This is a genomic window from Ruegeria sp. BH6 (assembly GCF_056538105.1).
This window is the reverse complement of sequence record NZ_JBQFSR010000006.1, coordinates 16,511-37,962: the sequence shown is the minus strand read 5'-3', so window position 1 is coordinate 37,962 and position 21,452 is coordinate 16,511. Positions and strand designations below refer to the sequence as shown.

General features: G+C 51.2%; 20 protein-coding genes and 1 tRNA gene. 10 read left to right on the top strand and 11 right to left on the bottom strand.

Going from position 1 to position 21,452, the window contains the following annotated elements; all coding sequences use genetic code 11:
• Nucleotides 1-3: 3 nt before the first annotated feature.
• A complete protein-coding gene (locus tag ACR0B8_RS13530; protein WP_226689493.1) occupies nt 4-1,347 on the bottom strand; it encodes a Na(+)-translocating NADH-quinone reductase subunit A in 1,344 nt (447 codons plus the stop codon).
• Nucleotides 1,348-1,635: 288 nt separating this feature from the next.
• Between ACR0B8_RS13530 and ACR0B8_RS13525 the strand changes: the two genes are divergently transcribed.
• The 7 genes from ACR0B8_RS13525 to ACR0B8_RS13495 all read left to right on the top strand — a co-directional run bounded on the left by ACR0B8_RS13525 (nt 1,636) and on the right by ACR0B8_RS13495 (nt 5,513).
• Entirely contained in the window at nt 1,636-2,751 is a 1,116-nt protein-coding gene (locus tag ACR0B8_RS13525; RefSeq protein ID WP_226689494.1) for a THUMP domain-containing class I SAM-dependent RNA methyltransferase, read from the top strand.
• A 114-nt stretch (nt 2,752-2,865) separates the two neighbouring features.
• Nucleotides 2,866-2,942: transfer RNA gene (locus ACR0B8_RS13520), tRNA-Pro, on the top strand.
• Between the two features lie 268 nt (nt 2,943-3,210).
• Nucleotides 3,211-3,954, top strand: coding sequence for a hypothetical protein (locus tag ACR0B8_RS13515; RefSeq protein WP_480658728.1), 744 nt, complete (start codon nt 3,211-3,213; stop codon nt 3,952-3,954).
• Between the two features lie 64 nt (nt 3,955-4,018).
• Nucleotides 4,019-4,246 carry a hypothetical protein gene (locus ACR0B8_RS13510; RefSeq protein ID WP_480658730.1) on the top strand — a complete coding sequence of 76 codons (228 nt, stop codon included), beginning with the start codon at nt 4,019-4,021 and terminating at the stop codon, nt 4,244-4,246.
• A 19-nt stretch (nt 4,247-4,265) separates the two neighbouring features.
• Nucleotides 4,266-4,553 (top strand): hypothetical protein, encoded by a 288-nt coding sequence (locus ACR0B8_RS13505; protein WP_480658732.1) that lies wholly within the window; start codon nt 4,266-4,268, stop codon nt 4,551-4,553.
• 25 nt (nt 4,554-4,578) lie between these two features.
• Nucleotides 4,579-4,800, top strand: a complete 222-nt coding sequence (locus tag ACR0B8_RS13500; RefSeq protein WP_480658734.1) for a hypothetical protein — start codon at nt 4,579-4,581, stop codon at nt 4,798-4,800.
• Between the two features lie 383 nt (nt 4,801-5,183).
• Nucleotides 5,184-5,513 (top strand): hypothetical protein, encoded by a 330-nt coding sequence (locus ACR0B8_RS13495; RefSeq protein WP_480658736.1) that lies wholly within the window; start codon nt 5,184-5,186, stop codon nt 5,511-5,513.
• Nucleotide 5,514: 1 nt separating this feature from the next.
• Here ACR0B8_RS13495 and ACR0B8_RS13490 read toward each other — a convergent pair whose 3' ends face one another.
• Entirely contained in the window at nt 5,515-5,715 is a 201-nt protein-coding gene (locus ACR0B8_RS13490) for a hypothetical protein (protein ID WP_480658738.1), read from the bottom strand.
• The gene (locus ACR0B8_RS13485; RefSeq protein ID WP_480658740.1) at nt 5,712-5,873 is read right to left on the bottom strand and encodes a hypothetical protein; all 162 of its coding nucleotides are present in this window, start codon (nt 5,871-5,873) and stop codon (nt 5,712-5,714) included. The genes ACR0B8_RS13490 and ACR0B8_RS13485 overlap by 4 nt, the downstream gene beginning before the upstream one ends.
• Before the next feature lie 399 nt (nt 5,874-6,272).
• Here ACR0B8_RS13485 and ACR0B8_RS13480 point away from each other — a divergent pair, with 399 nt between their 5' ends.
• Complete coding sequence (locus ACR0B8_RS13480; protein WP_480686152.1) at nt 6,273-6,728, top strand: plasmid mobilization protein; 456 nt, start codon at nt 6,273-6,275, stop codon at nt 6,726-6,728.
• Nucleotides 6,725-7,978: a hypothetical protein gene (locus ACR0B8_RS13475; protein ID WP_480658743.1), complete on the top strand. Its 1,254-nt coding sequence runs from the start codon at nt 6,725-6,727 to the stop codon at nt 7,976-7,978. The genes ACR0B8_RS13480 and ACR0B8_RS13475 overlap by 4 nt, the downstream gene beginning before the upstream one ends.
• 124 nt (nt 7,979-8,102) lie before the next feature.
• Here ACR0B8_RS13475 and ACR0B8_RS13470 read toward each other — a convergent pair whose 3' ends face one another.
• From ACR0B8_RS13470 to ACR0B8_RS13450, 5 genes are all read right to left on the bottom strand, one after another.
• Entirely contained in the window at nt 8,103-11,141 is a 3,039-nt protein-coding gene (locus ACR0B8_RS13470; RefSeq protein WP_480658745.1) for a type III restriction-modification system endonuclease, read from the bottom strand.
• Between the two features lie 10 nt (nt 11,142-11,151).
• Nucleotides 11,152-13,188, bottom strand: a complete 2,037-nt coding sequence (locus ACR0B8_RS13465) for a site-specific DNA-methyltransferase (protein WP_480658747.1) — start codon at nt 13,186-13,188, stop codon at nt 11,152-11,154.
• A gap of 9 nt (nt 13,189-13,197) precedes the next feature.
• Entirely contained in the window at nt 13,198-13,872 is a 675-nt protein-coding gene (locus tag ACR0B8_RS13460) for a DUF4391 domain-containing protein (protein ID WP_480658749.1), read from the bottom strand.
• Entirely contained in the window at nt 13,873-17,151 is a 3,279-nt protein-coding gene (locus tag ACR0B8_RS13455; RefSeq protein WP_480658750.1) for a helicase-related protein, read from the bottom strand.
• Between the two features lie 94 nt (nt 17,152-17,245).
• Entirely contained in the window at nt 17,246-17,665 is a 420-nt protein-coding gene (locus ACR0B8_RS13450; RefSeq protein WP_480658752.1) for a helix-turn-helix domain-containing protein, read from the bottom strand.
• Nucleotides 17,666-18,039: 374 nt separating this feature from the next.
• On the opposite strand from ACR0B8_RS13450, the gene ACR0B8_RS13445 reads away from it, so the two are divergent.
• On the top strand, nt 18,040-18,618 hold the full coding sequence (locus tag ACR0B8_RS13445) for a recombinase family protein (protein WP_480658754.1): 579 nt from the start codon (nt 18,040-18,042) through the stop codon (nt 18,616-18,618).
• A gap of 44 nt (nt 18,619-18,662) precedes the next feature.
• On the opposite strand, the gene ACR0B8_RS13440 is transcribed toward ACR0B8_RS13445, so the two are convergent.
• Genes ACR0B8_RS13440 through ACR0B8_RS13430 form a run of 3 tightly spaced genes read right to left on the bottom strand, consistent with a single transcriptional unit; the run spans nt 18,663 to nt 21,385 of the window.
• Nucleotides 18,663-18,962, bottom strand: coding sequence for a hypothetical protein (locus ACR0B8_RS13440; RefSeq protein ID WP_480658756.1), 300 nt, complete (start codon nt 18,960-18,962; stop codon nt 18,663-18,665).
• 21 nt (nt 18,963-18,983) lie between these two features.
• A complete protein-coding gene (locus tag ACR0B8_RS13435) occupies nt 18,984-19,550 on the bottom strand; it encodes a hypothetical protein (RefSeq protein ID WP_480658758.1) in 567 nt (188 codons plus the stop codon).
• Nucleotides 19,547-21,385 (bottom strand): trypsin-like serine peptidase, encoded by a 1,839-nt coding sequence (locus ACR0B8_RS13430; RefSeq protein WP_480658759.1) that lies wholly within the window; start codon nt 21,383-21,385, stop codon nt 19,547-19,549. The genes ACR0B8_RS13435 and ACR0B8_RS13430 overlap by 4 nt, the downstream gene beginning before the upstream one ends.
• Nucleotides 21,386-21,452: the final 67 nt, after the last annotated feature.

Here is a 21,452-nt window from a genome sequence, read left to right as displayed (position 1 = left end):
GGATCAGCCCTCCTTTTCAATCTTGGTCAGGCAGTCGCGCAGCGCCAGCCCGTATTCATATTTTGCCGGACAGGCAAAGCCGACAAGGCCCAGATCCTCTTCGTCCAACTCCATCGCACCCAACGCTTGGGCGCTGTCAGTATCCATCACTAGCAGCGCGCGCAGCAGTTGTGTTGGCAGATAATCCTGCGGCATCAGCCGCTCAAACACACCGGTCGGCACCATCGCGCGGCGACCGCCGTTCAGGTTGCTGGTGAACTTATAAAGTTTGTGCGAAAATGCCGAGCCCAGCACCGGTTGAACTGAGTATTTCGACGGCATCGGACGAATCCAGCCCATCGGAATTTGGTCGTGATCTTCGCGGATGATGCTGATCTGACGCGCGAAACGTCCCAGATATGCGGTTGGTCCTTCAGCCTGAGTACCCGACAGGATCGACCCCGAAATGATGCGCGGAGTGCCATCCACGTCGATCTCGTCGTTGGTCAAATCGTCGGTCGAAGCACCCATGACGGTGCGGATCAGACGCGGTTGACGCGCGCCCGGGCCGCTGAGTGCGATCACGATGTTCGGATCCAGATGACCGGACTGCATCAAGCGACCAATGGCGATCACGTCCTGATAACCGATGGTCCAGACCTGCTTGTCCCCCGCCAGGGGTTCAAGGAAATGAATATGCGTCCCGGCCAATCCGGCGGGATGCGGGCCCGAGAAAGCCGCAGCTTCGACCCCCGGCACTTCCGCGCCCGGAATGGCGTCGCCTTCCTTGTGGCACAGATAGGTCTTGCCTTCGGTCAGCTTGGTTATTGCGGCCAAACCGGCTGCAAAGGCCTCACCGGCATCGGCAATGATTACGGCCGCGTCTGCCGCCAACGGTTCACTGTCCATGGCGGTGACGAAAATCGAGGCCGGAGTGGTACCCGGCATCGGCAATTTCGAATAGGGCCGGGTACGGAAGGCGGTCCAAAGACCGGCCGCGCACAGCTTTTCCGTCACGCCTTCGGCACTGTCCGCATTACCCACACCCGAGAAATCAATCCCTGTATCGTTCGGGTCCGAAACCTCGATCACGACGCTCTGCAATACACGGCGCGCACCGCGATTGATTGCCACGATCTTACCACTCAGCGGGGCGACCATCATCGCCTCGGGCGCATCCTTGTGGCAGAACAACGGCGTACCGCGCTGAACCGCGTCACCTTCCTGCACCAGCATGCGCGGTTTCAGGCCTAGGTAATCCCCGCCCAATACCCCAACGGTTTTAAATTCAGGTCCCGGCTGGATGGTTTGATCCGGCGCGCCTTGCACCGGCAGCTCCAACCCTTTTTTCAGTTTGAAAGTTTGCATGTTGCTACTGTCTTCCAAGCCTCTTTATCTGCGCCGGTTAGACCAACACTTTAACAGTGTCGGACAATAACGCAGGATTTTTTAACAGTCGTCGCAAAAGCGTCGAAATGCGTCCAAATTCCGCGGGCGTACTTCCGATTTGGGCTCCTTTACGCGGGGATGATGCTAAAAGCAAACCCGTTGCCGCCAAAATCACACAATGATTTTCACTTTCCTTTGAAATGTTTCCATTTTAGCGCCCAAAAATTGCTGGTCGCGCCCAGTGCCCTTCCAGTGTAAGCACGCCCAATGGAACAGACGCGCGAATTTGAGATTTTTCTGGTGGCCACCCCCGGGCTTGAGGCGCCTTTGCAGGCCGAAGCCGTCGAAAAGGGATTCGCAGATGCCAAAATTGTACCCGGCGGGATAAGCTGCCATGGCGGTTGGCCCGAGGTTTGGCGAGCAAACTTGTGTTTGCGCGGTGCCAACAAAGTACTGGTCCGGATGGGCACATTTCCGGCAGTACATTTGGCGCAGCTCGACAAGCGGGCGCGCAAGTTCCCCTGGTCCGATTTTCTGCGTGCCGACATCCCGGTCAAGGTTGAGGCTACAAGCCGGAAATCCCGCATCTATCATGCCGGGGCCGCCCGCCAAAGGGTCGAGCGGGCGATCTCCGAAACGCTGGGTGCGCCGATTTCGTCCGACGCCGGGCTGCGCGTGTTGCTGCGCATCGAAAAAGACATTTGCACCTTCTCGGTCGACACCTCAGGAGAACCCTTGCACAAACGTGGCCACAAACCGGCGGTGGCAAAAGCCCCGATGCGCGAAACCATGGCTGCAATGTTTCTGCGAGAATGTGGTTTTGATGGATCTGAGCCTGTTTTGGACCCAATGTGTGGCTCAGGCACGTTCGTCATAGAATCAGCCGAGATCGCAGCCGGGCTGAATCCAGGCCGATCCCGCCGTTTTGCCTTCGAAGACCTGCACGGATTCGATCCGCGCGCTTGGGCCGAACTGCGCAAAGACGGACCGCCGGTAAACTTGGACACTGTCTTTTACGGCTCGGACCGGAATGCCGGGGCCGCCGAGGCCGCCGCCACCAATGCCGATCGAGCTGGGGTTGCCGCACACACCCGGTTTCAGTGCCGGTCGGTCAGTGACATCAAGCCGCCACCGGGCTCCACGGGTCTGGTCATCGTCAACCCGCCCTATGGTGCAAGAATCGGAGACGAGAAACGCCTGCGCTCTCTGTACGGCAGCCTGGGCAAGGTTCTGATGTCGCGGTTCAGCGGCTGGCGGGTGGGTATCGTGACCAGCAATCAATCACTAGCCCGGGCCACGCGCTTGCCTTTGCTCCCTGCCGGGCCAGTCGTCGATCACGGTGGCACGAAAATCCGGCTGTACCGCACAGATCCCCTACCCTAATTGCTAATGCAGCGGTGGCGCAAAGGACAGTTTCTGCTGGGCACGAAATCCTGCATTTGGTCCCATAATCCCCTTGCACATCCGATTCCTCGGGTATAGATCACCCGCCACGGTCGGAGTGTAGCTCAGCCTGGTAGAGCACTGTCTTCGGGAGGCAGGGGTCGGAGGTTCGAATCCTCTCACTCCGACCAAGTTTTAAAGGGAAATTGCAGCTATCTTTGCCTGTCAGATTTCCCCGTATCTGTGAGGCATCACAGTTTCATCGGATATGAACGGAATTTGGATCATGCTTTTGCCGTGTGGCTTGACCCTAGACAGAGAGTCTCAGCGGCAAAGGTAGGCGCGCCTGATCGGCCAAAGGCACCTAGTCTTTCAAACGCTCGGAACGACGAAATCGTCGATTTACGGACACCCCCCTATAGTAAGGCTCGCGCGTTTCATTGTTCGTATGATCTGTGTTTGGCTTTCGATCAAAAAAGTAGAAATCCAAAAAACAAGACAGCTAACGATGAATCCATTGGAGTATCCAAATATTCTGACAGCCTGCCAACTAGAACCCAATCTCGGTTTATCTCAGCAGCACACATCGGCTATGAGAACGGCTATCCTCTTAACTCAATTTTGACAGTGAACTGGGCAAAGCTCATTGGGGAACACTCAAGCTTTTGGCTAAACCTGCATCCATTTGATAGAGCGAAAGTGCTCGTCGAGAAAGTTAGGAAGTTTCTCACACGGGCTAAACGTCGGTGTACGGTGGCTTACATTTGGGTCAGAGAGGCAATCTCAGGCAAAGGTGAACACCTGCATCTGGCGCTGCATCTTCCGAGGAAATTTCGTAGTGAGTTCCTAGCGTTTCTAGCGCGGGTATTGGGAGAAACAACCTCCGATCATCGCCGTCCAGCTCATGAACGTACGAAAGGCGAGATCGCATGTAGCGCAAGCGGTTCATGGCATCTTGGCGTTGAAGTTTGCGACGCTTCCCCAGAGTTCAGTGGTTATTGGCTGGCGGCATACCTTGCAAAAGCAGAGCCTTCAGAGCGCGAATTCCGTGGGCGACTTGTTGAAAACTCCCTGAAGAAAGAGCGAGGAAAGGCTTTTGGTGGGCGGATCAAGGGCGAAAAATACGACTGCTCGCAAGGGGTAATCGAAGGCACTCCGCATCGCAAAGGGCGCTTTTCAATCTCACGAAGTCTTTCTCAGTGATGAGTGTATGCCGCCGCCTCCAAGCTTAGAAAGCTGAAAATGGACACAAAATCCAGGAACTGACATGACACCGACAAATGATCTTGCGTTTCTTCAAGACGCTTTGAAAACGGCTGAACTGGAAGCCCGCGCCAATGAGATTGAGGAAGCACTGGACGTGATGTGCGATCACATTTCGCCAACTACCAGCTTAACCCTGACGAAAATCGATGTGCGATACAGATTGCTCAAAATCGAGCTGTGCGACATCTATCAAACACTGTTTCTGCGTTATCGCAGTCTAGCCAAATAAAAAATAAAGAGGAACAAGAATGATCGAGATTGAGAACATGGTCGGGAACGTTGCTGACTATCAGCAGCAAGTTGACGCCATCTTGCATACCGCCACGGCAAAGTTTGAGAAGACCGATATGGAAGACGCAGCCGAAACGATCAAACCGGCTACAGCTTATATCAAGCATGCCGACGAATCCGTTCAGTTCATTGATGACGCGCCTTTCAGTGCCGCTCTTTCGCGCCTCAACGCAGACTGCATCAAAGTACTGCGATTGCTCAGCCAGCAATCCCTGCCGCACATCTTCCCGAAACCAAATGTTTAACAAAACCAATAGACAGGAAACCACTATGCGAACTTACCTCAACGAAAATGGCGAATACGATTATTCACGGCACGACCTCGAAAGCATAGACGATGCGATAACCGCCGGATTCGAAGGTCTAGAAGATGCCGAAGGATGGCAGGAGACAGCAGAGTCCGAGAAACACTTGCGGCTGCTCTACGCAAAGAAATGCCAGTTGCTTCAAGATTACCGCGAAGTCCTGTCAGCACCAGCACCGAGGCCATAACCATGACCTACGTAGTTTCCCTGGTCAGTCAAAAAGGCGGTGTCAGAAAGACTAGATTGCAGGGCTGGAAATTAGCATTCCAGTGCAATAGCTATCCCGCAACAAAAGGGCCGGACACCTCTGCCCGACCCTTAGAGACCTGCCCCCGCCATTGCTTGCGATTGCTAAGTCTCAAATTGCAGTAACCAGACAAAATGCAATACTGACCTGCCCCTGTCGCCTTCGGACGGCGGATTAGACCTCTAAACCTTTTTTGCATCTAGCCTGCCTACATTCTGGTGATGTTACGCAGACGCAAGAAACGCGCAGCTAGGGCTATCGCCCTAGCGCACTCAGAAATCCACCCAGACCGCTGCGACGACCGAGCAGCCGTTGAGTATGAAATGCGCAAATGGGCACTGGCGCAGATCAGCGCCAGCAAGAAAGCGATCCGCCAATTCAGGAAAGACAATTTCAAAGTTGGCCGAAAACTGAACCGCGACGAAGCCGAGCAGATCGTTGGCCAGCACTTTGCCGAGAATAGCGATAGCTGGATTCGAGCTGTGGGCTGGCTTGTCGGCCACAGCTACGTCGCTAGCAGGTTATATTACCTGAAAGAGCTGCCCGCCATCATCGAAGCGGAGGAAGCCGCCAACGACGACGAAGGCGGCGGGATCGACGTAGACTCGATTATCAAACGCGAGCTTGGCGACGACCCAGACCTGTCATTTTAGGTCACATGCGCAACAACCGCGAAATGTCCATTTTCGCCCGATGCTGAGCGGCATATGCCAGCAGCAGAGCGCGCCCGGTGGCAACTGTCATCCTGTTTTTGCGAAAGCCAGCCCCGCTACTCCCAGCCGCCCTTGCAACCGCTGTTTTCAGCTCAGCAGACGCCAGAGCCGCAGCATTGAACATCGCCGCAAAGAACCTCATTTGCCCAATTCCTGAGCCGCAGCGCCGAAGATCGCCAAAAGCGCCCTATTTTGCTTCTCAATCGAAGCGAGCTGTTTCACGATCTGCCGTTGCAGCGAAAATTGCTCTTGGAAATAAGTGTCGAGCGCCCTTTTCACCACAAAATCCTCTGAGTTCATTTTTCACACCTCCAAAGTCAGGAGGTGCGCCAGAGCTGGCGGGACGCAAGCTGCCGTTTACCTTTCCGAAATGATTTAAGCGGACCCGAACGCGTCCACATCATCGAGGCTCCACAGCCCAGGCTCCCCCAAAATGAGCTTGAGCAACCACCGCTGAATCTCTTCTTTTTCATTCTGTGACCCTCTTTTCCCGCCGGTCCACAGGTTCACTATGTGGCCCGCGTGACCCTATCCTTCTGAGAAATTTGCATTTTGCGGTTTCACTGCAATTTAAAAAAATGAACGCCCGAAAGGGGAGGTTGAGGAAGAAGCAAGTGGGACCGAACGACCCCGCAGGGGTCTTTCCGGACACTTGGAAAGGGGAACAAGTTCCCCCTTCACCCCCTAGGCCGCAGAAAAATGAGAGGACATGTTATGACGACCCACACAACCCCGGAGGGACTTCCGGGACACAGGCCCCGTAGGGACCGCATGTTCAAAATGCGGCTGACCGAAACAGAAGCAGACAAGCTCAAAAGTAGGGCGCACGAAAACGAGATTTCGCAGGCTGATTTCGTCCGGTTTTTGGTTTTTGGTCGCACCACATTTGCGCCGCCAAATGCCTCGAAATTGGAGAAAATCGCTCGACAGCTCAGCGGGATCGCAACCAACATCAACCAGTGTCAGCACGCAATCAATTCCGCCCAGGCTAACGGCACTCTTACTGCAAAGCAGTTCGAACAGATGGGGATCATGCTCGACCAAAGCCGCCGCGCCTGGGCGGAACCTCTTGCGGAATTTCGGACAGAACTACGGAAAGTGAAACCAGCCAATATTGACGCTCTCAACGACGACGAGCTGGATGCCGCAAAGTGATTATCAAGAGCGGAGGCATAAAATCGGGGGATGGTCCCCGAATTTGCAGCTATGCCACACAACAAGGCGAGAACGAGCGCGTTGACGTCCTGAAGGACCAGAACGACCAACTTCTAGTTACCGATCAGTTTGCCGAGCTGAAGGGCCGAAAAAATGGGTTGCTGCATATCGTGATTGCCCCGAGCCAAGAACTGACAGCCGAAGAACTGAAAGCAACAGTCGAGGCGATCCGGCAAGAGTTCGGATTCAACGAGAACGACCCTGAAACTTTGACAATGCACGAAAGCCGACGAGCTGACGGCAGCTTGCAAAAGCACTGGCACCTTATCCGACCAGCAGCCGATAACGAGACAGGCAAAACCTATCGCTTGTTCCGCAGCAAAGCGAAGGACGAGGCCATTTCACGCCTTCTAGAACTGCAATTTGGACACCAGCTTACATCTGGCGCGAACAACAAGTTCGCAGCCATGCGCTTGCGCGAGCAGGGCTACTACGAACTTGCCGACCAACTGGCCGAAGCCTTGGGCGACGAGCGCCCGCGAGCTGCTTACAGCTCAGACGAACACCAGCAATCCAAGCGCCGCGACTTTGACCTGCCAGCTCTGCGCCAGAGCTTGAAAGAGCTGATCGAGCTGCCCCGCGATCAGCAACCCCAAGCATTGGCGGAGCTGATCGACCGAGAAGGGCTAGAGCTGACCGAGGCGATCACAGAAGGCCGAGGGCGCAGCCGGATCAATCTAAACCTGGGTGAAGGCATCAGGGGTCACAATGCAAATCGAACTTTGAAAATCAAAGCATCGGAAGTCGCCCGATTTATTCATGAAACAAAGGAGTTTTTGAATGACCGAAGACCCAACACCACAGAATTCAGACCATGCCACGCTTCGGGATCTGCTATCGCAGATCATCAGCGGGCAGGAGAATATTTACGAGTCGAGCCAAGAAATGTTGAAACGGCAGAATGCCCTTCTGAAAATATTGCAAGCGATTGCCAAAAGCTGACTGACGAAGCCAACGAGCTGGCGGCAGCCGCCGCCCAACTGAAGCCTGAAATTGACCGCTTCAAAGCGGCTAGCTCAGCCGAAATGGACAGCGCAGCCATTGAGCCAATTCCAGATATCCGCGATCCCAATTTAATGAAAAAGCTGGCCGCGATGCTAAAGCGGCAGATGGACAAAGCCGCCGCACTAGCACGCAAGTTGCAAGCTGGCGGACCTGCATCGTTTACATCGAAGATGTCGAGAGGATAGGCCCATGTCCTAAAAGAAATGACTACTGTTCATCGTCATCTTGCGTGGCGCAGAGGCTCTTTGCCGCAGCTTCTTCGAGTAACTGAATTGATGCAACCATTATCCCCACCCTTCATGACGCAGCCTATTGCGGCGTCACCAGGTCCATCAGCTTGTCATAGCTGTCCACGACATCGTAGCGAACTCGATCTGGGTCACCTGCGGCTGTGATCTCTTGAAAGAACTTCCGAGCACACTCAATTTTGGTTTCTTCCACTGGCCGCAAAGCCATCTTGGACATACTGCCCTTGGTCTCAGCGACAAAGTAGATGTGTTTCACAGTTCCTTCTTCAAACGAGATTGCCCAATCTGGATTGTAGTCACCCACAGGTGTTGGGATCAGAAAACCACGAGGCAGTTTTGAATAGACGGTCACCTCAGAGCTTGCATCCAGTCCGGCAACAAATTCCCGCTCAACACTACTGTCCACAATTGCGTAGTCGTATACGTGCTTCTTCAGCTTATCAGTTGCCTTGGAGAAATCGTTGCCAGTCTGAGCCGTCGTGAAGATATCCGTGTCGTAGCGTTCATCCACGGCATTGTAGGAAAGCCGTTCGACAATAGCTGTCGCCTTTTGTTCTTTGATCAGGCGTGAAGCCTCAGAGATGAATTGCTCCGGGTTCTGTTGGAACTGCTTGAACACATTTGGTTCGACCTTATGAAAGATATTCGCAATAGTCTTCCGCGTTAGCTGAGTGCCCTCAGACACTTCATGTAGCAAATCGTATTTCACGCTCGACAATGCTGATTTAGCACTCTCTGTTCGGCTCTCCGTCGTCTTGAAGCTTTGACCAGACTGTACATTGTCCTGGGTCATTGCACCTGTCTGACCACCGGTTTCAACGATGTATTGTAGCGGGGTTACATTTAGCTGGCTATCGATGGCCTGAACGCATTTTCTCACCAACTCGTCGCTGTCAAAATCGACCTTGTAGACCGCCTTTCGATTGATGCGTGACCATAGCTCCTGAAACTGCTTCTTTTTGAAGTTGTCGTTGAGCCGGTTTTCTTTGGTATTTCGCCCGTTGTTAACAATCCCGGATAGAGCCGCTTCGCTGAACACGCTGTCAATAAGCTCAATCACCTGAGGAGCAAAAGCCTTCAGATCATCTGGTAATTCCGCCAAAGCCTCTTCCGACTTTGCAGTATGGTACTTTTCTACGATCTGCCGTTGATGATCTACGTAGTCATTTTTAATCAAGTAGAACTCGATCTGAGCGGCCATGCCAGCGGTTACGGTTACTTCTCCATCGGCAGCCTTCAGAACCTTCCCTGTGAAGTATTCTTCGTTGGCTTTCTTCGGGCGAGTCGACAATGCGTCGGAGATTTCCTTCTGAAGGTTTGTCACGAAGTCTTTGTAACTTTCGCTGGCCACGACTGTGAGCACATTGATGTCATGCACGATGGCCGGGTTGTCCATGCGTTCGCCAGTTTGGTCCACGCTTAGCCGTAGACCACGGCCTACTTCCTGCCGACGCGATATTGTGTTGTCGCTGTGCTTGAGCATGCACATGGTGAACACGTTGGGATTATCCCACCCTTCACGGAGTGCTGAGTGCGAGAAGATAAACCGGACGGGTTCAGACTGCGACAAAAGTCGTTCCTTGTTTCGAAGGATCAGATCATACGCCCCTTCATCATCTGACAGCCCCTTGTTTTCCCCGGTTCTAGCAATCTTTGGGTCAACCATTTGCTTTTTCTTATCGACCGAAAAATAGCCCTCGTGGACCTTCGCGACATCGTCTCGTTCCAAGAAGCTCCGATAGCTTTGATGCTCCAGAGGTAGCGTCTCCAGGTACTCTTGGCGAAGCTGCTTGTATTCTTCTTCAAAAATGCGGGCATACTCACCCTTCGTGTCTGCGGCGTCGTAGTCACGATACTTCGCAACAGTGTCGATGAAAAACAGGGACAAAACCTTGATGCCTTGTTCAAACAGGGTCTGTTCTTTCTCCAAGTGAGAGCGGATGGTCTCCCTGATCTGAATGCGACGCATATGTTCTTCAGAGATGTCCTTGGTGGCCTCTCCAGCATTGATGTCTTCGCCATTCGAAAATTCGACAACATCCTTGTTGGCGTCAATCTGTGAGATTGTGAAACCGTTGTAGGCTTGTAGTCCACCTGACACGTCGAAAAGGTTGGTGCCGAAGTCGAGGCGTTTGAGTTGACGTTTGATCTCGCCACTCGCCATCTTTACTTCCATTTCAAGCCGAGCGATGGGTGCCTTCTTGGAAACCTCGATACCTTCCAGGTACATGTAAGGGGCCGTTCCAGCCAGTCCTCGAGTCTTGATGCCCCGCACAGAAATCTTCTTCACCAGTTTCTGGTTGAAGGCATCCAATGCATCCAAGCGATGCACCTTATTGTGCTGCGTCTTATGCGTGGCGGAGTAGCGAAGGATCATCAGAGGGTTGAATTCCTCCAAAGCCTTCATTGTGGCTTTGCCCTCCATCTTCTGTGGCTCATCCAGGATCAGGATGGGGCGGTTGCGTGAGATCACGTCAATTGGGCGTCGGGATTGGAAGTCGTCCAACTCCATGTAAATTCGCCGCTGATCCTTTCCACGGGCCGCGAATGCCTGGGTGTTGATCACCATCACATTGATGCCGGCATCGCTGGAGAAGCTCTCTAGCTCATGCAGCCGTTTGGAGTTGTACGTGAAGAACCGTGCCTTCTTGTGATACCCCTCGGCAAAGTGGTCGGCTGTGATCTGAAGCGATTTCTGGACGCCTTCGCGGATTGCGATGCTGGGCACCATGATGATGAACTTCGACCAGCCATAACGCTTGTTCATCTCAAAGACTGTCTTGATGTAGCAATAGGTCTTGCCGGTGCCCGTCTCCATCTCGATGTCAAGGTTGAAGTCGCATTTGGCACTGGTGATCAGTTTGTCTGATATCGGCAGGTTCTGGCTACGCTGGACTTTCTGGATGTTCTCCAGGACCTGAGTTTTTGAAATGGCGAGATCGGCGTTCTTGAAGCCATCAGCGTCCAGACTGGCTTGCTTGGCCCGACCTGGGTCGATCCGATAGCTGATACCATCGTTGCGAGGCTGACCTGCAAAGCAATCAACCACGGCGTCTACAGCCGCCGTTTGGTAGGCTTGGGTTTTGAATTTGAGTTTCATGTCACGCCCCTCAAATCGCTTTCACGTCTGTCATCGGCGAAAGCTGCTTGAAGATTTGCTCAAAATTTATTTTGGCGGAGTCGCTGATGAACCCATTGTCGCGGAACACCACGCGGAGGGGTTCACGCTTGGCTAGTTCAGTTACCAGTTCCTCCGTAGTGCCAGTATCGAAGCAGGCCACCAGGGCGTTCTCATCAACAAAGAAAACCTGTTTACCTTGGATCGACTCCGAAGATATTGGCAGAGTCAAATCGACGCCCCAGTCTATTAGGACTTGAAAGAGTAAATCCTCGGCAGTTCGGTTGGGCCTAACATTGGACACCGCATCCAGCAAGTCGGTTTGGCTTGTCTGATCTGGTGTATAAAACACGTCGGCCATGTTCGAACTGTCGATCTTGAGCACACGGAAGCCGACATCCTTGTTCCAATTGGGGTGACACTCCCCTCCGAGGATTTTCTGACCCGAGCACCGGATGCGTTCTTTGGAGATTTCAGCGATGGTATCAAAGCCGACTTCGCGGGCTACCGAGTCCTCGTCGGTTACTTCAGGAAGTTGGACGACGACAAACCTGCGTTTGCCGCCAGATTCGGCATTGAGCTGCATCACGGCATCCGCAGTCACGCCTGAACCAGCAAAGAAGTCGAGAGCAATGAAGTCCTCTTGTGGCAAAAGGCCGATCAAATATTTGACCAAATTAACATTTTTCGGATTGTCAAAAACGCCGTCATGCCCAAGCAAATCAGAAAGCTGCGTCGTTCCTTCGTTGGTTGAGAAGTCGAGAATGCTTCTGCTGTTGGAGTATTTCGTGTGAGTAACGAAGTATCGGCCATCCCTTTCTTCGACATCTGGCTCGGTCAGGAAAGTTCTTTTCCTAACCTGGAAACCGTTTTTCGTTTCCTTAATCAGTATCTCTCGCTTGCTGTTGTTGAATTTATCAAGATCCCAAGTCCAAGCTCCAAGTTTTCCCCGTACTTTCGGAGGTCTGATTTTTAGATATCCTTTTCCAATGAGCTCCAGATCATCGTCATAGACTTCCGCCTCGTCATTGGATGTCAGTGCCAATTCTACATCGTAGTCTTTCACGCCAGCGAAGTCGGAGGTTTGGGGGTTGTAATAGACGGTATAGCCGAGGTTCTTTCGCTTGTTCAGAGTTCCGCCATCACCCCTTGTAGTAATTGGATCGTTGAGTATGAAATAGTCGTTGCCATCTCGAAAGACTTCCGTCTCTTCGACCTGCCGCTTTTCCAAGGATGCTTCAATTTTGGTCGCGGAAATGTACCGCGTGGATTTTCGGTAGCACACGATGTACTCATGATTGCGCTGAACGTTCACCGCGTCATTCTTGGAATTAAGTTTGTTGTGAATTATTGGGCCAATCAAATTGTCAGCGCCAAAAACCTCATCACAAAGCTTCCTGACATTGTGCTCTTCGTTGTCGTCAATGCTTATGAATATTATTCCGTCATCGGTTAACAGGTTTCTCGCTAGCTTTAGTCGAGAGTACATCATCGTAAGCCAATCTGAATGAAACCGACCATTTGCGGTAGTGTTCGCCACTAGTCGATTGCCGTCATCATCCTTCTGGTTCGACCTTTCCAAAAAGCCCGTATTGCTTTCCGCAAAATCATCATCGTAAACAAAGTCGTTGCCCGTGTTATATGGGGGATCAATGTAGATAACTTTGATTTTACCCAAATAACTCTCTTGCAACAGCTTCAACGCCTCAAGGTTGTCGCCTTCGATGAAAATATTCTGGGTAGTGTCGAAACTAACGCTTTCCTCCCGTACTGGGCGCAGGGTTTTGGCGATGGGAGCGTTGGCAGTCATCAGGGCCTCACGTTTGCCCGGCCAGTTCAGGTGATAGCGTTCCTGCGGCCCCTCTACGATGCTGTCAGACAGCTCCTGTCTAAGTTGATCAAAGTCTACAGCAAATGTGAGGTTTCCTTGATGGTCGTTTGCCTCGGTCACACATCCAGGGAACAACTCCCGAATTTTCTGGATGTTTTCCTGAGTAATGTCAGGGCTGTGCATCTTCAATTTATCCATTGTCTTCTCTCAAACCTCGGTAGCCACGCTTGATTGCATCGCGGCCAGTTCTTGTTGTGCAGCTCGCAGGGTCTTGTTGATCTCGACCCTGCGGTTGAATTGCTTCTCTTTCGCCAGTCTCGTCTTGATCCTGGTGACTTCCTTCTCCTTGGCTCGGATCGCTTCAACGCGATCAACACGGGCTTGGATGTCTTCTTCTTGTTGCGGGGAAACCGGCATGAAGGCGGTCAGGATTTTGTCATAAAGCCCCGGCAGATCGAGGGCGACAGGAAGTGGCACCCGTTGGACCTCATCCTCCTGCCAATTCGACCAGAAATAGTCGCTCACAACCCATTTGGAATTTCCGCCCTCATTAGGCCGTTTGAAGGCCGCGACAGTCCGACGTTTGGCACCTGACACAAGCTCAAAGAGAATCGGGAACGGAATAGCCCGATCCATGGCTCGAAGCACATCCTCACTGAGCGAGTCGCCACGTTGCTTAACCTGAAAGACCTGTATCTCTGGAACAGCGTCAGAGCCGCCCAGATTGACCGTCTCAGGGGCAAGCTTGTAGGCCCAGGTGATCTGGTCCACCTCAGCCACGAACCGCTCCTTCAGGGCTGACCTGGCGTCTGTGTGTTCATAGATTTTGTTCTTGGGTATCACCCTGCCGAATTTGGCGGCTTGGGGGTAGGCAAATAGCATCTACTCTTCCCCCGCATCCTGGACGACGAGGAACGCGATAAGCTCAAAATCATCGAGACCGGCGATGGTGTGAACAAGGGCAGAAGTCTTTCCACCCGAGAACAGGCTATCGATATCTTTCTCTTCTTTCACTTCGATCATGGACCTGATCGCCTCGCTCAGAAGTTCTGAGTAAGCATCCATGTTTCGCCCGTCGTTGGTCGTGTCGTTGAACAACTTGCAAACCGCCTGGATGGGTTCGTTATGCCCCTTGCAGCTTGAGCGGATGAGGTCGAGGAGGCGTTTCACCTCTGTATGATCGGCAATGATCTCACCGTCGTTGCCGATATAGGTGAGATAGTAAGGATGCAGCCGATTCTGTTGGTTGACATTCACCGTGTCGTGGATGTTGCGAAGAGCGAAGATCACGCCCGGCTGCAAACCGAGGTCGGGACGAGCGGGGATCACGGCATGCATACCATTGGGCACCCGAGCCAGATCACCATTCACTTTGATGTAGTTGAGCAAGTCCATTCGGAAGTCGTTCAAACCTAGGTCGGTTATCGACACGCCCGTTTTGACATCTTCAAGCTCAATAACTTCATCCTGTAGTCGCTTGAGTTGGTCTTTGCGGTAGGCGATGTCCGTGCTTTTGGCAGTAAGAACGTTGTCATCGCCGGTCGCTGTGATGTCCGTGATGATCATCCGGTTCTCAACCCGTTCCTTCAGATTGATGTACTGATCCAGAGAAATATCCGGCCAGTAGTTCACAAGTTGGATTTGGGAGTTCGGCGAACCAATTCGGTCGATACGGCCAAATCTCTGGATTACCCGAACAGGGTTCCAGTGGATGTCGTAGTTGATGAGGAAATCACAGTCCTGAAGGTTCTGACCCTCAGAGATACAATCCGTCCCGATCAGCACATCAAGCTCAGACGGGTCATCTGGCATGATGAGTGACTTTTCCTTTGAACGCGGAGAGAACAGCGTCAGAACGGATTGGAAATCGTAACTTTTGGCGAGAGTTGTTTTGGGTCCGTCTGATCCTGTGACCCGCCCCGTGTGCAAGCCTCGATCCTCCAATACGGCTGGAGCGATGTTCTTGAACAGGTAGTTTGCAGTATCTGCGAAAGCCGTGAAGACGATTACCTTTTTGTTGCCGGGATTAAGCGGGTTGTCGAGTTTTTCTTCGATCAGTTGTTTGAGATGCTGGAGTTTGGTGTCGTCCTCCGGCGTAACCTTTTCCATGGAGGCTATTAGTTCATCGATCAAAAACTTGTCAGCTTGGAGGTCATGCTTCCATGACGGAAGGTCCATGTCGCCTAGGCTGATTTTGACCTTTTTGCCAACGGTAAACTCATCAAACCCGTTCAGGTCATCATCATCTGAATCAATGACTTCAACATCGACCATTGGATCAGCGAGTTCTCCAACGCCACCGATGTCTTCAAAGTCATCGATGGCTGTCAGTGTTCTGCTGATGTTGCCTGCCAGAGCTTTGAGGGTCAGCCGGAATGCTTCAACTGAACTTTCTAGCCGCTTGAGCAGATTGGTGGTCATCAGAGCTTGAAGGCTGCGTTCGCGATCAAGTTGGCGAAGTTTGCCACGCCCGCCTTCCACAGCTGTGTCGTACATTTCCTCATACTTGGCCATTCGGCTTGGCAGGATGTAGCTGATAGGGGCATACACAGCGAGTTTGAGCACCGACAATTGCGTGAAGATATCATTCAAGCCCAATACATCGTCACGGTCTGTAATGGGACAGTGAAAGGACTTCGGCTTCAGGCGTGTTGGGAACTGACCAATATCCTTGGTGTCATAGAACGTGGTGATGTGCTTGCGGGAGCGGGCGATTGTGACAGCATCCAAAAGCTCAAAGAAGTCGAAATCCAGCGACTTCAGGATAGACGCAGCGGTTCTATCTTCTGGCGGAAGGTCAGCCCAATTGTTGAAGGCACGTTGTGCCCTCTTGAAGATTTCTTCAACGCTGTTCTTGGTCTTTAGGTTCTTGCTCAGAGTTTCAGATTGCCCCTCGTATGCGAGAGCCAATTGGTTTCGAAGATCAGTGAACCGGTTGTTCACAGGCGTCGCCGACAGCATGAGGACCTTAGTCTTCACACCGTCTTTGACAACCATGCTCATCAAACGCTGGTATCGCGTTTCGCGATCCTTGTAGACATCGTTGTTTCGGAAGTTGTGGCTCTCATCGATCACAACAAGATCGTAGTTGCCCCAGTTAACGCGATTGAGAGGAATTCCAAAACTCTCGCCCGATGTACGCGACAAGTCAGTGTGGCAAAGCACATCGTAATTGAAACGATCTTTGGCGAAGAGATTGGTCTTAAGGTTCGTGTTGTAGTTACGCCAGTTGTCAGCAAGCTTCTTTGGACAAAGAACCAAGACCGCTCTGTTTCGAAGTTCGTAGTATTTGACCACCGCCAGAGCGGTAAAGGTTTTTCCAAGGCCAACGCTATCCGCCAGGATACACCCATTGTGCGTTTCCAACTTGTTAATGATGCCTGTGGCGGCGTCGCGCTGATAATTAAACAGCTTGTTCCAAACCAGACTATCCTTGTACCCAGTTAAGTCATTTGGAAGCACGTCCTCATCAACTTCATCAAGAAAGTCGCTGAAGATGTTGTAGAGCATCAGGAAGTAAATTCTTTCGGGGGAGTTTTCCTGATAGACAGACTCGATGTAATCACAGATCGAACTCGTGACGTCGCGAACCTTTTCGGCGTCGCTCCAAATCTCGTTGAACAATTGCAAGTACATGTTCGTGTGGGCGGGTTCATCGAACTCTGTGACAAAGTTCGAGACAGTGTTGCCTTGCTGGTATCCAAGGTCAGGTGCTGTAAAGCCGCTAATCGGCATATAGGAAGTTGCAGCGTTATCCGTTCCGGCATGAATGAATTGCTGCATTTCTGCCTTGGTGGTGTTGGACTTGAAAGTTGCTTTTTTTCTTATCCAGTCTGCGCATTCCCGTGCGATTGCACGTTGATTGAGTTTGTTCCGTAACTGGATTTCAAATTCTGTTCCGTAGACAGAGTTTTCACCGGCCTCTTTGGGAATGAAGAACTCTCTGCGTTCCTTACGGATTTTGTCCGTCACTTCACTCGGTACAAAAGTTGGAGTGGTAAAGACGAATTGAACAGCCTCAACTTTCGACAGTTCGGCTTTCAGCGCTTCAAATGCATAAATGGAAAAGCACGATGCCGCGATCTTCAGGCGAGACCCAGGCCCCAAGTTTCCACGCAACTCGTCGCCCAAAAGTGTGGAGGAGTTGTCGATGATCTTCATTTGTCACCTCCAGCAAGACTCCACCGCGAGCTGACTAGGCAAAGGGTCATCATCTTTAAAAACTGCGTTCTGACGAACGCTACACTTTCGTTCATCATGAAACTCTCTTGGTCAAAATACTTATGAGGTCGCGGTATCGTGCCGGATTGAAATCGGCTCCGGTTTCCCATGCGGCCTCAGATTCCTGACGAAAGATAGCCAGAATGGTATCGCGTATGGTTTCTGGTGATGGCCGGGTTTCTTGGCCCTGAAGGACATCTTCAACGAAAGTGATGACCTGACCCAGACGGTGCAGGTCTTCCTCGGCAAGTGCATTGACAACAGCGCCATCCAGAAGCTTGGATGGCGACACCCCATAAAGCCGTGCCAAATCAATCAGTCGCTGCGAGGATACGGCAGTGTCCCCGGTCTCTATGCGGCTCAACGAGCTTTGGTTGATACCAAGCTTCTCAGCGGCCTGAGCCGTTGTCAGGCCCGCATCCAGCCTCGCTTTTTTGAGATCGTCGTGAAGCACTAAAACCCCCAGAACATCCGCGCCTCGTCAAAAATGCACGAAATGCAATGAGATTGAAGGGGAAATAGTTAATTGCACTGCTTTGGGTGCTTCCGAAACATGCATATTATGCATATACATATTGTGACGCCGGATGATTACCTCACCACCAACAAGATTTCTGGGCCGCAGTTCGGTCAGCGGATCAAAGTTGATCCCGCCATGATCTACCGGATCAGGCGTGGATAGCCTTCCTATTTGAGTAGGCCCAACCGCGAAAGCCGTGGCCCCAAGAAAAGCTAGGTGTGATTTTCGCATTTGGGTTCAAATTAATCTGAGAACAACCTTTCGCGTTTATCTCTAAAGTTCATTCGCGAAAGGGAGCGACCTGACCAATGGCAAAACTAGGATACCGAAGAGTATCAACCGCAGAACAGAGAACTGACCGACAGGAACTTCCGTCAGACATCAGCATAGACGACATCTACGAAGAGAAATCCAGCGGCAAATGTCGAATGGACCGACCACAACTTGCTGAAATGCTGAAACGAACACGCGCCGGGGACGAAGTGTTCGTTTGGTCAATCGACCGATTAGCCAGATCACTACGGGACCTCACCGACATTGTTGACGAGATTGCGAACCGTGGGGCCTCGATTCACTTCATTAAAGAGGGCCTGAACTTCAGCAGTGCGGACACCGATTTCACAGGGCGCTTAATGCTCCAAGTTCTCGGTGCGATATCAGAATTTGAACGAGCACTAATCTTGCAGCGTCAGCGCGAAGGCATCGAGAAAGCCAAAAAGGCTGGACGCTACCGTGGGCGACCACCAACGGATAACCGCAAGGAGATATGCCAAATGTTAGAAAGTGGCCTCAAGCCTGCGCAGGTCGCGAAACTTGCAGGCATACATCTTTCAACTGTCTATCGCATCAAGGCTCAGTTCCGTCTTGATATAGAGAAAGGCGATTAAGTTGGATTGGCAGCATTTAGCCGCTCACTGACATTTCTAAGGCGCTAGTTGTTTACTGGAACCAGCTCTACGATTGCGGTTTGCCCGTCAGGCAGGTTGAGAGTTAGATTACCTGGCTCAAATTCAACAGGCGTTGCTTCGCCGTCAGCTACCTCACCTATTACTGCCTCGCAGACCTTTTGGCCTATAGATTCATCCCCGGCGACGGCCGTCGCAATTTTTCCCAATTCAGTTTCTTGAACAAGTACATCCGCAAAACCACAAGCAACTCTTGTAACGGTCCCCGGATCAACCTGACAGGCCGAAAGGACAACAATAAACCCAAGGTTTCGAACAACATTCATATCATAAACTCCAAATGAAGATTAGTTGCAGTCAACAGCTAGGATTCTAGAAACCGCTGGTAGTTCGGGGTTTTTTCCCAAAGCACCAATGAAATTTTCATCCTGATAATCAAACGCAAAGCTCTCAATGCTACCATCGAGGTTTACGGCATAATTACCTGCTACCTGGGGTTCCAAGCCTGCTTCAATTCGCCTGAGTTCCGACACCCGCTGATCCTGAGCATACAACCCATCTGCCCTGATGTGCTCAAGAACCTCTTGGTCATGAGCAGAAATGAACTTTCGCTGGGTAACAACCGCAAGGCTATTCGAGCCACTGTCATAGCCAACTACGACTCCATCTATTGACCCTTTCTTAAACAAACCGTCTACAACTGGTTGTGCGCCAACAACTACGTCAACCACACCCTTTTGCTCACTCATCCCCGCCTTTGTTAGACAGTCGGTTAAGAAATCTCGATCAACTTGTGTGTCCAAACTGTCGGAAATGGCCATTAGTGGCGGGGGACCATACACGCAGTCAGGATGAATTGCCCAACTCGTACTTGCAACAATCGAAACAGTTATTGAAAAAAAGGCTAATTTCATAGTCTGCACTCCAATTTGTTCTTCAACTCATCGTGTATTTCACGTACAGCGTCATTAAACGCTCTTTTGAACTCCGGTGGAATACCGTCGAAGTCTGGATGGTTCCAAAGTGCGCATGCAAAATTGTGCCGCACTCTTGAGGTCACTTTTAAATCTTCAAAGTAAGTCTCTGAATCAAAACGAAACGTGCTGTATTTATTGTCCGTCGCGATATAATGTAGTGCGCTTACTGCTGCTAAAATATTATCCCTAACGCTATCGTCACTTTTGAAAACCTTTTCAAAGGTGGCTTCAAAAATTTCTGTCGCTTCATGAGTTTTCTTAGACGCACGAAAAAACCTCGCAAGTTGAATATCAGCCCCCAATATGTCTTTGGAGGGGGACCTGCCAGCAATTTCCCAAAGTCTAGTTGCACGCCTTACTACAAGGGATACGGCCGCTTCATCCGCATTTCCGGAGAACCTTTCCAAGAAGAATATCGCCGTATTGCCAATCAGCGCGGCTGAAAAGAAATCTGAATCGCCTACTTCAGAAGAGTATTTTAAAAAGCCATCCTCTGCTTTTTGTGCGTCAACCCGCCCTGTTTGAATTCTTAAGTTCAATATCAGTGGATCAAGATAAAGCTGAAAAAACTCGGGCGGATCATCGACTTTAATAAATTCATCCAACCCATCCGATAGTCGCCCTTGATGCACTGCAATACGACCATCACGATAATGTGGATATGATTTAAAGAAAGCGGAGGAAATCGGAAGGTTGTCAAGCCCGGCAGAACGCAGAAAGGTTTCCAGCGCGTTGTCGCTATCGAAGAAACTACTAAAAGCAATAGAATCAAACTTTAGGTGGCTGTAATTAATTGCTAATTGATCCAAGGATTTAGCCCGAAAGCCGGAGCTTCTCAGTAGTTCAAATGCACTCTCGAGCTCTCGCAGGCTGCGAATAAACTCAGTTAAGTCCAGTAGAGACCCTCCAGAACCATTTTCCTTCATGGCGATTAACTCAGTATCAATTACCTCTAAACATAGCAGGACTCTTCGTTCATCTCTACATATTCCGGCGCCATGCTCAGCCTGAAGTGCGATCCAAATATCACCAAGCAAAGTGAGATCAGATTCCGTAACTCCAGTGTTTTCGCTAGGGACAATGCTGCAATCAACGCCAGCTTCCGCTAGGAAATCCAAACAGAAATCCTCAATTTTCAGGCTTTGCACAGGGGCAACGCTTCCCTCACAAAGTGGAACTCCTCCAAGTATGCCCTCAAATGGCAATTTAAGTTTCCTAAAGGGAGTAACTAACTGGTTGTTCCTGCCGAATGCAGAGTGAACGCCAATAACGCGCCTAGTACCAGGTAAATAGACCGGACCTCCGCTCATGCCATCACTTGTTGGAGCATCAGTATGAATTAAATTGTAGTGGGTAACCCCTTCTATTTTCCCCCTTCCTTCTTGGTTCACGATTTTCCCAAAGAGTGGCCCATGTATCTCATTAGCGGCACCAATAAAACCTAGTGTATTGACACCTTGAATCTCTTGGCTCTCTGGCGGACAGATCACTTGAAATGGTTTGGCAAAATCTCGCCGCAACAAGTCGTCATTTCTGTCCAACTCAAAAAAACAAATATCTACATCATTATCACCATCCTTCGCAGGGCAATGCACCTTTGTCGTGACCTGCATTTCGTTGGAGGTAGGAACAACAGTGGCAATGGTGACAAAAAAGTCGCCATCAATTGCATCGACCACATGCTTTGCAGTCGCTACCCACCCTTCACCAATCAAAAATCCACTACCTATAAACCCCTCTGAATAAGGTGCTATCCCTGCGTGGATAGCCACCACGCCAGCCGCTTTGTTTGTGCTAGTTTCCTGACCAAAGACAGCACTGGCAAGGGTTAGGGTGGCG